The following is a 12513-nucleotide window of genomic DNA, read 5'->3' as shown; positions in this document are numbered from 1 at the left end:
GATGCGAGCGGTCCAGCGCGTAGAGCCACTCGGTGACCTGATGAGTGGACCATTTAGGTACGCTGATCGCGTGACGGTGGAGTGGGCGCGCGGGGGCCCGGACCTTCTGGTGATGCTGGAGAGCGGCGGAGCCCCGCTCGGAGTACAGATCCAGGACCAGCTGCGGACGGCGATCCGTGATCGACGGCTTGCCGCCGGTGAACGGCTGCCCTCGACACGACGCCTTGCGGAGCTCCTCGCCGTCTCGCGCGGCACGGTGGTCGACGTCTACGAGCAGCTGGTGGCCGAGGGGTACCTGGAGGCGTCAGTAGGCGCCGGGACGCGAGTCGCCGCGATGCCGACCGGCGGACCGAGCCGGCAGACGCCCGACACCCGCGCAGCGTCGGCCTCGCCCCCGCGCCGGTCGGTCGACGTCGACTTCGAGTACGGCATCCCGGACCTCGGCTCGGCGCCGCTGACGGACTGGAGCTGGGCGGTGTCGGAGGCGACGCGGACGCTTCCGACCGCGGAGCTGGGTGACGAGGACCCGGCCGGTTCGATGCACCTGCGGGAGGTCATCACTGCCTACCATCGCCGCGTCCGCTCGGGCTGCGCGGTCGCCGAGGACGCGATCGTCGTCTCCGGTTTCCGTCAGGGACTGGCATTCGCCCTGGCGACGCTGGCACAGCATGGCATCCGGCGCATCGCGCTCGAGGATCCTGGCCCGCGCGAACATGACGTCATCGCCCGGCGTGCGGGCCTTGACGCGGTGCCGGTCGCGGTCGACGACCACGGCATCGACGTGGACCGCCTGCGCGCGAGCGGAGCACGAGCTGTCCTGGTGACGCCGGCCCACCAATGCCCGACCGGTGTTGCACTCGCGCCTGCACGGCGGCGCGATCTGAGCGCCTGGGCGGACGACGTCGACGGAGTGGTCCTCGAGGACGACTACGACGCCGAGTTCCGCTACGACCGTCAACCGGTCGGCTCTCTCCAAGGCCTGAACCCGGGTCGGGTGATCGCTCTGGGATCGGTCAGCAAGACACTCGTACCCGCCATCCGGCTGGGCTGGGTGCTTGCGCCGCGGCGGTTCGTGTCGGGGATCGTCAAGGAGAAGCGGCTCAGCAGTCGCGGAGCCCCCGGGCTGGACCAGGAGGCGCTGGCGCTTCTCATGGAGACAGGCCGATTCGACCGGCACCTGCGCCGCGTGCGCGGAACCTACCGGGCGCGCCGGGACGCTCTGGCAGCCGAGGCCGAGCTCGCGTTCGGGCCGGGTCAGCTACGCGGCCTGGCCGCGGGCTGCCACGCCCTGCTTCGGCTTCCTGCCGGCACATCCGAGGGCGCCGTCGTGTCCACCGCGGCGACCATGGGCGTCCGGGTCAACGGACTCGGTCACTATCGGGTCGTGGCCGGGAACACGACAGCCGAGCCGGATACGCTACCGCCCGCCCTCGTGCTCGGATTCGGAAACGTCAGCCAGGACCAGATCAGGCACGGCATCCGCACCATCGCCCGAGCCGTGCATCAGCCGACAACCGGCTGAGTCAGGATCGCGACCCGCTCGGAGATTTCGGTACCGAGGTGCTTGGTGACGAGCTGCACGGCCTGAGCGGTCTGCTTGACCGCCCCTGATAGGCCTTGGCCGCCATCCCTGCGAGGCCCGACCGGGTGGTGGACTACTCCTCGGCCGGGGCGTCGCCGTCGGCGACGATCGTGGCATGCGCTGCGACGATCTTCCACCCTGCTCGGTCGTCGTGTGTCCAGGTCCGGGTGTAGCGCATCCGGGCTGCCAGACGCTCACCGCCGAAGGTGCCCTCGAGAGTGCCGAGGAACCAGGTGACCCCGGTGCGGGCAGCCACCAGCACTCTGAGGTCCTCTTCCTCGACGCGACTCATCACCTGATAGCCAGATGCGTGCGCATGCAGGTCGTCCCGCTTGGACAGGACGCTCCCGTCCGGCCCGGTGAACAGAGCCATGTCCTCGATCAGGCCATCCAGGGCGTCGACGTCGGACGCGAGCTGGGCGGCCTGCAGGCGCCTCTCGGCTTGACGGAGGCTGTCAGCGTGGTCGGCGATCATCATGGACACAGCGTGCCGAGCGGACATGCCCCACACCAGGACATTCGCTCACGGCAGACGCGTGTGTGTACGGCGGTCCGACCGGGGATCGCCCGGCGCCTCATGCTTTCCCGACCACGCGGGCGGTTCGCTCCTTGCGCACCCACCCGAGTGCCGAGGTGCGCCAGGTCGACGCGAGACGTAGACCTCGCCGCGCTATCCGCGAGGTAGGACAGCCGCGGCGATGATGACGTTGTTCACGATGGTCGCGGTGACGGTGCGCGCCACGGCCTTTGCCGCAGCGTCCGCTCCCCAGCTGCCGTCCTTGAGTTCTTCGGCGCGGGCGATGACGGGAGAGGTCCATGGGATATCGCGGTCGAACTGAGGCAGTGTTCCACTGCCATAAAGGAGCGCTGCGAGCGCCGCGGTGCGTTCCGTGGGTTCCACGCCGTCGACGAGCACCGCGCGGACCTCAGCTAGCAGGACGTCACGGCGCCCGGTGTCCCCCTCCTGGAGCACTGAGGTCTGAAACAGGCCGAGCGCCTTCTGTGTGCGGCGGCGAAGGTCTCCGCGTTCGACGAGTCGGTCCAGCAACGGTTCGCGCAAGGCGGGTCCCGTCGCAGCGAGGACCGTCTGCACGCTTCGCGACTTGCGGGCGACATACTCCCAGCTCGAACGAAGCAGCTGGTCGGATGGGGGGTTGTCGGCGACGGCCCCCACGGTCATCGTGCCGATCCGCGTGGCGCCGGTTCGAACGTGGCCGCCGAGCCCAAGGTCTGCGAGCACTGCGCCAGCGAGAACCCAGTAGAGCGTGGCCTCGCCGGCGATGTTTCCCGCACCCCCCTGGCGACCAGAACTCGGCTGGAAGAGAAGCAAGAGAAGGTCCTCGGCCAGAGTCGGGGTCCGGAGCGCGGCAGAGTCGTTCGAGTCGTTCGAGGCAGCCGCACGCGCGGGTCGTTGCTCAGTCATTGCTCGATCCCTTCTTGGTGCTTCGTCTGTGTCAGACCGTCGGCATTGTTCGGGTCTGCCTGTCCACCGGGCAGCTGCTCACGTGCGAGCGCGTTGGCGCGGACGAGGACATCCAGCTGAGCTGGGTTGTACAGCTCCGCCACCGCCTCCACGAACGTCTCCGCCGTGACGAGTCCGCTCTTGGAGAGGTGCGCGGCAGGATCGGTCAACCACGGATAGTCGATGAAGTTCTGTCTAAGGGTCCTCGCGAGCCTCTCAACAAGCGCCCGCCGTGTCTTCTCGTCCGCATCGGCTGGAAGCTGGTCGATGTCAGCGCTGAGATCGCCGGAGTCGGCCTCAGCCATCTTCTGAACATCGGCGAGCGCTTCCTCGTCGTACAGCTGCGTGTAGATGTGGATCATCGAGCTGTCCGCTTCGGACAGCCGCGATGCCACGGACGCGAACCCGGCAGGCGTGTGCGCGGGAGACTGTTCACGGAGGATCGCGGCGATCTCTCCCCGAGCCTTCGTCAAGCGTTCGATGCTCGCCTGGAGCTCGGCGTCGAGGTCACGGAGAGCATCCGGTGTGTGATCGGCTCCTGCGTTGACATCGCCAATCCTTGAGAGCGGCACGCCCAGGTCGGCGAGGCGTCGAATCCGAAGGAGACTCACGAGGTGCCCGACCCCGTACAGCTTGTATCCGTTGTAGCGACGCTCAGGTTCGTCGAGCAGGCCGACTCGGTGATAATGACGAACCGTGTTCACCGTTGTGCCCGCTAGCTCTGCTAGCTCGCGCGTACTCCACGGCATATCCCATCCTCTCCGCGCTCACGGAGCGCAAGTACGAACCCCCGCTCCGGCAGCCGGTGTCTTCGCGGGCCCCGTGCGCCGGGTCCGGATCCACACGACCACCGCGATGGCGATGAGGCCGAGGCTTATCAGACACGTTCGTTCTCCTCTTCGCCACTACCCGCGTAGTTGCGGTGACCGGTCGGTACGAGGCCGGCGGTTACGAAGAAGTCCATCCTCTGTTCCTGCCACATGGTCAAACGGTGAATGGGTACCCGCTGACCTCCGGGCGGCTCGATGGCACGCGCAGTCGCCGACCAGAAGTACCAGCGCTTACTTATATAAGCCGCGCCTGTTACGATCGTTCTGTGCACGCGTTCGACATCCTCGGCGACCCGGTGCGCCGGCGCATTCTGGAGCTGCTCGCCGACGGTGAGCAGACCTCTGGCGCGATCACGGACGTGATCCGGGCCGAGTTCGCCCTGTCCCAGCCGGCTGTCTCGCAGCATCTGCGCGTTCTGCGTGAGAACGGGTTCGCGTCGGTCCGAGCCGAGGGAGCCCGCCGGTTCTACGCCATCGACCCCACATCGCTGAGCGAGGTCGACGAGTGGTTGGACCGGTTTCGCGGGTTCTGGGAACAGCGGCTCGATGCCCTGGACACGGAGCTGGCCCGTGGAAGACGTGCATCCAGGGCCCCAAGTGTTGGCGAGGCCGATTCGCCGGCGAAAGGAGCATGACATGAAGGACGTACTGGACGAGCTGGCCGCTGCGCGCCGGACCATGGGTACAGCCACCCTGCCCGCCGGCGACGCGTACACGATGGAGTTGCGGCGTCGCTACGACGCACCGGTCGAAGACGTGTGGCACGCCATCACCGACCCTGAGCGGCTGGGCCGCTGGTTGAAGCCGGTCACCGGGAACCTGCGGCCCGGCGGGTCGTTCGAGCTGGACGGCGGTGAGCACGGCGAGATCCTCCGGTGCGACCCGCCGCGGCGGCTGCGGGTGTCCTGGCTCTTCGGGCCGGAGGGCAACGAGTGGCCGGGGACGAGCGAGGTCGAGGTGCTCCTGTCCCCGGGCCCCACCGGGGGCACCGAGCTCGAACTCGTCCATGCAGCGGCAGTCGGGGAGCCTATGTTCCCGACCTACGGCCCCGGTGCCGGTGGTGTGGGCTGGGACCTGCGTCTCCTCACCCTGGCCCGGTTCCTGGCCGACGGCGAGGCCCCCGATCACGAGGAGTTCCCGACCTCGCCCGCGGGCCGCGAGTTTGCCAGGCGTAGCGCCGTGGCATGGGGTGAAGCTCACCTGGCCGGCGGCGGCGATCCGGATCACGTGGCGGCCGCGGTCGAGGCCACCACCGCGTTCTACGCCCCCGGAGGCAACGAGCGATGAAGTACACCATCTCGATCGAGATCGGCCTGCCCCGCGAGAAGGTGGCCCAGCTGATCGCCGACCCGGCGCAGATGCCGAAGTGGCTGCGGGGCCTGGTGTTGCACGAGCCGGTGAACGGGGTGCACGGCCGGCTCGGGACCACCTCGCGAGTCGTGTTTCAGATGGGGAAGCAGAGGATGGAGGCCACCGAGACCATCACACGCGTGGACCCTGCAGAGCTGCGCGCCATCCCGAGCTCGGTCGTCGTGCACTACGACCGCGAGATCGTGGGCGAAGGCATGTGGCAGGCTCAGCGCGACCGGATCATCGAAGCCGGTCCGAACAAGACGCTGTGGGAGAGCGAGAGCGAGTTCCGGTTCGACGGACCACTGATGCGGCTGGTGGCGCTGCTCCAGCCTGGCTCGTTCCGCAAGCAGTCGCGGCAGCACATGCAGGACTTCAAGGCTTTTGCCGAACAGGGGATGGACGTTCGCCAGGGGGCGAACTGATCTGTCGCAGTCAGCGACGGGGCACAGGAGCGGAAGCGCATCGCGCAGCGAATGGACGAATGCTCGTTCGCCACGACCGGGTGCCGCTCGAAGTGAGCCAGGGTTGACCATGTTCCAGGAACACAGCCTCTACTACGGGTGATGTCGGCGAACCGAGCCGACCGTAGAGAGGGACGCTTCAATGACCGCCATCGAGGACCTTGTCCGGAGTTTTCACGAGCTTGTGGCTCAGGTGCCCGAGATCTTCCAACCGTTGGTCATCATGCTCGCCGCCGCGGTCCCGTTCATCGAGGGGGAGGTTGCGGCACTGATCGGCGTCGCCGGCGGGCTCAATCCAGTCATCGCTGCCATAGCTGCCGCATCGGGCAACTTCGTCTGCGTGCTGTTCGTGGTGTTCCTCAGCTCCCGGGCACGTACCGCGGTGCTGGATCGGAAGGGTTCGCGTGGCCCGGCCAAGCCCGAGTCGAAGGGACAGCGGAAGTTCAAGAGGTGGCTCGTGCGGTTCGGCGTGCCTGGAGCGAGCATCCTCGGCCCGCTGGCGATTCCGACCCAGTTCACGTCCGCGCTACTCGTCGCCGGCGGAACGCCGCGGGGCTGGGTGCTGCTGTGGCAGGGCGTGGCGATCGCCCTCTGGACGACGGCTTCGACAGTATCGATGTGGGCCGCGCTGACGTTCGTCGTCGGCGTGTAGCGCAGGAGCCCACGGAGCATCCGCTCGACCAGCCTTCTCAGATCTGGTTCGCGCCGCCGTCGACGTAGAGGTTCGAGCCGACGACATAGCTGCTCTGTTCCGAGGCCAGGAACGCCACCGCCGCGGCAGCCTCCTCAGGCTGCCCCATACGACCCTTGGGTACCGTCGCGGCGACGTGGTCCTTCATGGCTCGGGCGGTCTCCTCGTCGCCGAAGGAGGCGGTGCCTCCGGGGGTCTCGATCCACGCCGGCGAGACCACGTTGACGCGGATGCCCCGGCCCTTGAGCTCGTTGGACCACGTCCGTGCGAACGACCGGACCGCCGCCTTCGACGCGGAATAGGCGCCGAACGCCTCCATGCCGCCCCGTGACGAACACGTACGCGCCCTCGTCCGCCAGCCGTACGGCGGTGGCCAGACCGATCCCGGTGCTACCGCCGGTCACGACCGCTGTCTTGCCCTCAAGCTGTCCCATGTGTCTCTCTCCGTTGCTCTCTCGGCGCCGATCCTTACAACATCGATACTGCGGGAGCAGCGGAGCAGGATCCATAATCCAGAGTCCACCGTTCTTTACATATCGTCCAGGAGGTGTCGGTGCTCGGCTTTCGGGATCCAGTGGCTGACGCGATCGGCCTGCTCAAGCCCCGCACAGTGGTCGGGCCCAACCTCCGGGCCGTGGGCGAGTGGGCGTTGCGCTTCGACACGTTCTTGCACGTGCGGATCGGCGGCCTCGTGCGCGGCACGTGCTGGTTGATCCTCGAAGGGCACGAGCCGGTGCTCCTGCAGGAAGGTGACACCTTCATGCTGGGCAACCCGCCGCCCTACGTGCTGGCCGGCACACTCGACGCAAGCCCGCGACCTGCGGAGCCGGTGTTGGCGGAAGCCGACGACGGGTTCGTGCGGATCGGCCAGGAGTCCGGGGATGACCTCTACCTCTGCGTCGGGCACGTCGCGTTCGACGACAGCAACGCGGCCCTCTTGACCGATCTTCTGCCGCCGCTCGTGATCGTCCGCGCGGCTGACCCTCGTGGCATGGAACTCGGGCAGCTGATCGCACTCCTGGCGACCGAGGTCGGGGTCGCCGCCGCCGGCGGCCCGCTGGTGCAGAACCACCTCGCGCAGGTCCTGCTCGTGCACATGCTGCGCGCTCACGCCGGCCAGACAGACCGGCCCACCGGCTGGCTCGGCGCCCTGAACGAAGACGGCATCGGTACCGCCCTGCGGGCCGTGCACGCGGACGTGGCCCACTCCTGGAGCCTCAAGGAGCTCGCCGAGATCAGCCACATGTCGCGTTCCGCGTTCGCCCAGTCCTTCAAGAACCAGGTCGGGGTCCCGCCCCTGGAGTACCTGATCCAATGGCGCATGAACCTCGCCCGCGACGCCCTCGACCGCGACACGCTCTCGATCTCCGAGCTCGCACGAGCCACGGGCTACCAGTCCGAGAGCGCGTTCAGCACCGCGTTCCGCCGCGTGGTCGGCTCATCACCCGCGAAGTACCGCAACCAAGCGCGGAAGCCGGAGCTGGCATCTCCCGCTCAGCAGTGAGCCTCACCTACCTGGCCGGCGCTATCGGCGCCCGCTACGCGGGCCGTGACGCTTGCATCGCCGACCTGAGCAGCTCCTCCGCCTCGCGTCGGCTGGGGTAAGAGGTCTGCGCCCCCGCGCGGGTCGCCGCGTAGGCGCCCGTGGCGTTCCCGAGCCGTGCGGCGTCGGTGAGCGACCTTCCCTCGGCCAGCCCCGTGGCCAGAGCCCCCGTGAAAGCGTCACCACTACCCGTGGTGTCGACGGCCTCGACCCGGGGGGCCGCGAGGTGCGTGACGCCGCCGGGCGTCACCACGAGAGCGCCGTCAGCCCCGAGCGTGACGACGGCGTTCGTGATCCCGATGGCCGCAAGGACTCGCTGCGCGACTTCTCCGTCCACCACGTCCTCCGAGGCTCCGGACAGGCACGCCAGCTCATGCTCGTTGACGACCAGCACGGTCGTCGCACGCAGAAGCTCCGGCGGGACCTCGCGGTACGGAGAGAGGTTCAGGACGACGGTGGTTCCCGCCTCCTCGGCGATCTCCGCGGCGCGGAGCACGGTCTCGATCGGGGTCTCGAGCGCCAGACAGAGTACCGAGGCGTCCGAGACAAGGCGCTCGGGAAGGTCTTCCGGACGCAGCTGGTCGTTCGCGCCCGGCGACACGACGATCGTGTTCTCGGCCGCGGCATCGACGACGATCATCGCCGTGCCCGTCGCGGCGCCGGGGAGCGTGACGACGTCCGAGATGCCGACACCGGCCGCAGCAGCGGAGTCGAGCAGGATCTTCGCGTACTGGTCGTCGCCCACGGCTCCGACCATCGCCACGGTGGCGCCGAGCCTCGCGGCGGCTGCGGCCTGGTTCGAGGACTTGCCTCCAGGGCGGACGTCGATATCTGAGCCGATGACTGTCTCCCCCGGGAGCGGCAGCCGGCTGGCTCGGACGCTGAGGTCGGCATTCATGGACCCGACGACGACGATCATGCTCGTACCTGGCTGCGACGTCATCGCTGGACCTCAGCTTCCACGGGACGGGGTATGCGCAAAGACATCAACAGAGCACCGACGAGGATGAGCGCGCCGGTGAGAAGGCTTGCGACATACCCTGCCGACGGCCCGCCGGGCGTCGAGGCGAACGCCGTCTGCACGGCGTAGATGACCACGAAGCTGACCCCGGCACCAAGGTTGATCCCGCCGGTGTTGAGGCCCGGGAGCGAGCCCGGCCGCGCCTTGGGGGACAACGTCACCCCGAGCCCGTTCAGCATGATGTTCGCGATTCCCGCATAGGTGACGCCGACGGCGACCGAGAGGCCGAGGAGGACCACCCGCGACTCGGAGCCCACGTTGAGGGCGAGCAGGACGAGGCCGACGATGGTGCCGCCGACCCCGATCTGCAGCATGGTGCGGTATCCCAGGGTCGCGGCCAGCCGACCACTGATCGGGCCCATCAGGAGTCCGGCGAGGGCGTACGGCATGAGGACCCACCAGGAGACCTCCTCCGCGCTCATCCTCAGCCCCAGTGCGCTGTCCTGCGCGAGCGCAGGGACGATCCCGTTCATGATGGCGAAGATTCCGCAGAGCGTGAGCAACGACGTGCTGACCAGCGCCCAGGTGGCCCGCTCCTTCAGCTGAGGGATCGAGACCAGCGGGTGCCGGCCCTTCGACTCGGTACGCCAGAACCACGCGAAGGAAGCGACGGAGACCACGACGAGGATCGCCACGAGCACGGTGTTCGCGGCGCCCAGCTTCCCGAGCTCGTTGACCGCGACCAGCATCGCACCGACCGACACCACCAGGAGCAGGGAACCGGCCCAGTCCATCCGCGGGCGGTCGGACGCGGTCGACTCCGGTGCGAGGAAGCGCACCACGAGAGCCGACACGATCGCGACGGCGGCCATCGTCCAGAAGATCGACGCGAAGCCGTGATTCGTCGCGAGGTAGCCGCCGAGCAGGGCGTCGACACCGGCGATGCCGCCGTTCACGGCCGTGACGACTCCCATGAGCGTGCCGTAGGTCCGGGGTTCGGAGACGACCACGCGCAGCATGACCAGGCACAGCGGGACCACGGGGCCGGACGCGCCTTGGAGCAGCCTCCCGAGGAAGAGGACCGTGACGTTCGTCGCGAGGGCGGCGATCACGCACCCGACCGCCATCGCCAGGAGCATGCCGACGAGAACTCGTCGCCGGCCCACCAGGTCCCCCAGCCGAGGGAGGAAGAGCGTGAACAGGGCCGCGGCCGTGAAGAACGCCGTCTGGGTCGCGGCGATCTGTGCGCCGGTCGCGTGGAGCTCACGCTCCATCGTCACGAGCGCCGGGCTCAGCATGCTCGCGTTGAGCTGGAACGCGAGACACGCCGACAGCAGCGCGATCATCAACGTGACGACGGTCCGACGACCTCCGTCGGCAGCGGCCTCGACGGGCGGCGTGGTGGGGGTGGGGCGGGTTTCCATGGTTTCCACTTCGTTGTGTTCAGCCGGTTCGGACAAGCAATCTGCGTAATCAATTACGCAGACGTTACACTCGTGCTCGGCACCCAGCAAGGGGCCTTCTGCCGACGTCGACCATGTGGGGGAAGAACATGGCGCGAGACACCGTCACCCTCCGGGACGTCGCCGACGCCGCTGGCGTCTCTATCGCGACAGCGTCACGGGCGTTGACGGGCAAGAACCGCGTGTCGAAGGCGACCACCGCGCACGTCTCGCGGGTCGCCGAGCGGCTGGGCTACCGCGTCAACGTCTTTGGCCGCGCCCTGCGAGAGGGAACCGACGGCGCCGTCGGCGTGATCGTGCCCGTGATCAGCAACCCCTTCTACGGCCAGCTCGTCCACAGCCTGGAAGAGCAGCTGCGCGAGCACTCCCTCGAGCTGATCATCGCGGACTCCCACGGTGACGTCGCCCGAGAACGCGAACGCCTGCGCATGCTCGTCCAGCGGCGCGTCGAGGGGATCGTCATCGTCCCGTCCGACGCGTCCGCCTCGCTCGACGCCGTGGCCGAGGCTGCTGACGACGTCCCCCTGGTCCAGCTCGACCGCCGCGTCGAGGAAGCGCCGACCGACTTCGTGGGCGTCGACAACGAGCGAGGGATCGCACTGCTGGTCAACCACCTCGGCGAACGGGGGGCCACCGAGATCGTCCTGGTCGCCTCCGACGACACCACGTCCGCGGGGCGAGAGCGGCGGGCGGCGTTCGACCGGGAGATCGCGCGACGAGGGCTGCCCGTGCTCGAGCCGATCCTCGACCGGTTCACCCTCGAGTTCGGGCTGTCCGCCGCTGGCACGATCGCTCGCAGCCGCCCTCTGCCGGACGCGATCGTCGCCGGGGACGACCTGATCGCCACCGGGTTGATCACCGGGCTCAAGCGCCACGGCGTCGTGGTACCGCGGGACGTCATGGTGACGGGCTTCGACGGCACGATGCTCGCGGACATCTGCGACCCGGCGTTGACCACCGTGGTGCAGCCGTTCGACCAGATCGCCGCCGAGGCGGTGCGCGCGCTCCTGCGCCGCACCAAGCAGCGCGACGCGCCGGCCATCTACAGCCGGCTCGCGCCGGCTCTGCGGGAGTCGATGTCCACGGCACGCCCTCTGGCGCCGCCCGACACACCGGCCCCCGCAGGGGACGACGCTCAGGCGAGCTGAGCGACGGCGTCCGACACCAGGTGCCAGAAGCGGTCGACGTCGAGCGTGATCGCGACGTCCACGTTCGGCTCCTTGCCGAGCATGTCGTGCAGGTCCACGCAGGTCGCCCCCGAGGTGAACTCGCCCGACGTCTCCACGTCGACGTGGCAGCGCTGGACGGACGCCACCGCTCGGTCGATCGCGATCGCCACGGTGATCGGGTCGTGCAACGGCCCTTCCGGCATCCCCTCGACGGCGTCGTAGGTGCCGCAGAAGAACCTGAGCAGCTCGACGCCGAACTCGCTCGTCCGGTTGCCGATCCCCGCGATCCGCTGGATGACCGACTCGGTGATGAGTGCCTGGTGGGAGATGTTCAGCCCGACCATAGTGATCGGCAGACCGGACCGGAGGACGATGTCCGCGGCCTCAGGATCGACCCAGGCGTTGAACTCCGGGTAGGCGCCCACGTTGCCGCGCCCGGTCGATCCACCCATCCAGATGATCTCCTTGATCTTCTCGCGGAGCTCGGGCTTCTGGTCGAGGAGCAGGGCCACGTTCGTCAGCGGCCCGGTGGGGATGAGGGTCACCGCCTCAGCTGACGCCTCGAGGATGTCCGCCATGAGCTCGACGGCGCCGCGCGGGTCGAGCGGGACCGTCGGCTCCGGCAGCTCCGGGCCGCCGAGGGCGTTCTCGCCGTGGATCCAGGTGGCCGGCGTCAGCGCCCGCTTCAAGGGAGCGTCCGCCCCGGCCGCGACGGGAACGCCGTCGACTCCGGCGACGGTCAGAGCCACCCGCGCGTTGCGCGTCGTGTGCTCCAGGTGCCCGTTACCGCTCACGGTAGTGACGCCGCGCAGGTCGATCGACGGGTTTCCTGCGGCGAGCCAGAGGGCGAAGACGTCGTCGTGGCCAGGGTCGCAGTCGAGGATGATCGGGGTAGGCATGATGCTCCTTTGCAGGCGGTTCGGGGCGTGCTTTGCGTAAACGATTGCACTCCGCCGCCGGGCGAGTCAACTCTTCCTGCCCTCCCCCGGGTCGCCAAG

General features: G+C 68.7%; 14 protein-coding genes and 1 pseudogene. 7 read left to right on the top strand and 8 right to left on the bottom strand.

Annotation, left to right across the window (positions count from 1 at the left end):
• Window positions 1–70 precede the first annotated feature (70 nt).
• The gene (gene pdxR, locus APR04_RS22365) at window positions 71–1522 is read left to right on the top strand and encodes a MocR-like pyridoxine biosynthesis transcription factor PdxR (RefSeq protein ID WP_253874462.1); all 1452 of its coding nucleotides are present in this window, start codon (window positions 71–73) and stop codon (window positions 1520–1522) included.
• A 133-nt stretch (window positions 1523–1655) separates the two neighbouring features.
• Here the strand turns inward: pdxR and APR04_RS22360 are convergent, their stop codons facing one another.
• The 3 genes from APR04_RS22360 to APR04_RS22350 all read right to left on the bottom strand — a co-directional run bounded on the left by APR04_RS22360 (window position 1656) and on the right by APR04_RS22350 (window position 3793).
• Window positions 1656–2060 carry a nuclear transport factor 2 family protein gene (locus tag APR04_RS22360; RefSeq protein WP_253874460.1) on the bottom strand — a complete coding sequence of 135 codons (405 nt, stop codon included), beginning with the start codon at window positions 2058–2060 and terminating at the stop codon, window positions 1656–1658.
• A gap of 192 nt (window positions 2061–2252) precedes the next feature.
• Window positions 2253–3005 (bottom strand): GOLPH3/VPS74 family protein, encoded by a 753-nt coding sequence (locus tag APR04_RS22355; RefSeq protein WP_253874458.1) that lies wholly within the window; start codon window positions 3003–3005, stop codon window positions 2253–2255.
• On the bottom strand, window positions 3002–3793 hold the full coding sequence (locus tag APR04_RS22350; protein ID WP_253874456.1) for a MerR family transcriptional regulator: 792 nt from the start codon (window positions 3791–3793) through the stop codon (window positions 3002–3004). The genes APR04_RS22355 and APR04_RS22350 overlap by 4 nt, the downstream gene beginning before the upstream one ends.
• Window positions 3794–4140: 347 nt before the next feature.
• Here APR04_RS22350 and APR04_RS22345 point away from each other — a divergent pair, with 347 nt between their 5' ends.
• From APR04_RS22345 to APR04_RS22330, 4 genes are all read left to right on the top strand, one after another.
• The gene (locus APR04_RS22345) at window positions 4141–4509 is read left to right on the top strand and encodes an ArsR/SmtB family transcription factor (protein ID WP_253874454.1); all 369 of its coding nucleotides are present in this window, start codon (window positions 4141–4143) and stop codon (window positions 4507–4509) included.
• A gap of 1 nt (window position 4510) precedes the next feature.
• Window positions 4511–5161, top strand: coding sequence for an SRPBCC family protein (locus tag APR04_RS22340; protein WP_253874443.1), 651 nt, complete (start codon window positions 4511–4513; stop codon window positions 5159–5161).
• Window positions 5158–5649, top strand: coding sequence for an SRPBCC family protein (locus APR04_RS22335; RefSeq protein WP_253874435.1), 492 nt, complete (start codon window positions 5158–5160; stop codon window positions 5647–5649). The genes APR04_RS22340 and APR04_RS22335 overlap by 4 nt, the downstream gene beginning before the upstream one ends.
• Window positions 5650–5830: 181 nt before the next feature.
• Complete coding sequence (locus tag APR04_RS22330; protein ID WP_253874433.1) at window positions 5831–6340, top strand: small multidrug efflux protein; 510 nt, start codon at window positions 5831–5833, stop codon at window positions 6338–6340.
• 37 nt (window positions 6341–6377) lie between these two features.
• On the opposite strand, the gene APR04_RS22325 is transcribed toward APR04_RS22330, so the two are convergent.
• Together APR04_RS22325 and APR04_RS22320 are read right to left on the bottom strand one after the other, a co-directional pair.
• On the bottom strand, window positions 6378–6698 hold the full coding sequence (locus APR04_RS22325; protein WP_253874431.1) for an SDR family oxidoreductase: 321 nt from the start codon (window positions 6696–6698) through the stop codon (window positions 6378–6380).
• A 30-nt stretch (window positions 6699–6728) separates the two neighbouring features.
• Window positions 6729–6813: pseudogene (locus APR04_RS22320) on the bottom strand (short-chain dehydrogenase); the annotation flags it as partial.
• A 119-nt stretch (window positions 6814–6932) separates the two neighbouring features.
• Between APR04_RS22320 and APR04_RS31130 the strand changes: the two are divergent.
• Entirely contained in the window at window positions 6933–7883 is a 951-nt protein-coding gene (locus tag APR04_RS31130) for an AraC family transcriptional regulator (protein ID WP_253874429.1), read from the top strand.
• 34 nt (window positions 7884–7917) lie between these two features.
• Here the strand turns inward: APR04_RS31130 and APR04_RS22310 are convergent, their stop codons facing one another.
• Together APR04_RS22310 and uriT are read right to left on the bottom strand one after the other, a co-directional pair.
• On the bottom strand, window positions 7918–8865 hold the full coding sequence (locus APR04_RS22310; RefSeq protein ID WP_253874424.1) for a ribokinase: 948 nt from the start codon (window positions 8863–8865) through the stop codon (window positions 7918–7920).
• Window positions 8862–10307, bottom strand: coding sequence for a uridine transporter UriT (uriT, locus tag APR04_RS22305; protein ID WP_253874423.1), 1446 nt, complete (start codon window positions 10305–10307; stop codon window positions 8862–8864). The genes APR04_RS22310 and uriT overlap by 4 nt, the downstream gene beginning before the upstream one ends.
• A 128-nt stretch (window positions 10308–10435) precedes the next feature.
• On the opposite strand from uriT, the gene APR04_RS22300 reads away from it, so the two are divergent.
• Entirely contained in the window at window positions 10436–11494 is a 1059-nt protein-coding gene (locus APR04_RS22300; RefSeq protein ID WP_253874422.1) for a LacI family DNA-binding transcriptional regulator, read from the top strand.
• On the opposite strand, the gene APR04_RS22295 is transcribed toward APR04_RS22300, so the two are convergent.
• Window positions 11482–12414, bottom strand: coding sequence for a nucleoside hydrolase (locus APR04_RS22295; protein ID WP_253874421.1), 933 nt, complete (start codon window positions 12412–12414; stop codon window positions 11482–11484). The genes APR04_RS22300 and APR04_RS22295 overlap by 13 nt on opposite strands.
• Between the last annotated feature and the right edge of the window lie 99 nt (window positions 12415–12513).

Origin of the sequence: Promicromonospora umidemergens, assembly GCF_024171995.1 — a bacterium.
Taxonomy (GTDB): Bacteria; Actinomycetota; Actinomycetes; order Actinomycetales; family Cellulomonadaceae; genus Promicromonospora; species Promicromonospora umidemergens.
Note: the sequence above shows the minus strand (reverse complement) of the source record. Positions and strands in the feature narration are given on the sequence as shown.

Bases quoted from the DNA above. Each gene is read 5' to 3' on its own strand.
- APR04_RS22325 (WP_253874431.1), bottom strand. From the start codon at position 6,698: ATGGAGGCGTTCGGCGCCTATTCCGCGTCGAAGGCGGCGGTCCGGTCG.
- APR04_RS22330 (WP_253874433.1), top strand. From the start codon at position 5,831: ATGACCGCCATCGAGGACCTTGTCCGGAGTTTTCACGAGCTTGTGGCT.
- APR04_RS22310 (WP_253874424.1), bottom strand. From the start codon at position 8,865: ATGACGTCGCAGCCAGGTACGAGCATGATCGTCGTCGTCGGGTCCATG.
- APR04_RS22360 (WP_253874460.1), bottom strand. From the start codon at position 2,060: ATGATGATCGCCGACCACGCTGACAGCCTCCGTCAAGCCGAGAGGCGC.
- APR04_RS22340 (WP_253874443.1), top strand. From the start codon at position 4,511: ATGAAGGACGTACTGGACGAGCTGGCCGCTGCGCGCCGGACCATGGGT.
- APR04_RS22355 (WP_253874458.1), bottom strand. From the start codon at position 3,005: ATGACTGAGCAACGACCCGCGCGTGCGGCTGCCTCGAACGACTCGAAC.
- uriT (WP_253874423.1), bottom strand. From the start codon at position 10,307: ATGGAAACCCGCCCCACCCCCACCACGCCGCCCGTCGAGGCCGCTGCC.
- APR04_RS22335 (WP_253874435.1), top strand. From the start codon at position 5,158: ATGAAGTACACCATCTCGATCGAGATCGGCCTGCCCCGCGAGAAGGTG.
- APR04_RS22295 (WP_253874421.1), bottom strand. From the start codon at position 12,414: ATGCCTACCCCGATCATCCTCGACTGCGACCCTGGCCACGACGACGTC.
- APR04_RS22300 (WP_253874422.1), top strand. From the start codon at position 10,436: ATGGCGCGAGACACCGTCACCCTCCGGGACGTCGCCGACGCCGCTGGC.
- APR04_RS22350 (WP_253874456.1), bottom strand. From the start codon at position 3,793: ATGCCGTGGAGTACGCGCGAGCTAGCAGAGCTAGCGGGCACAACGGTG.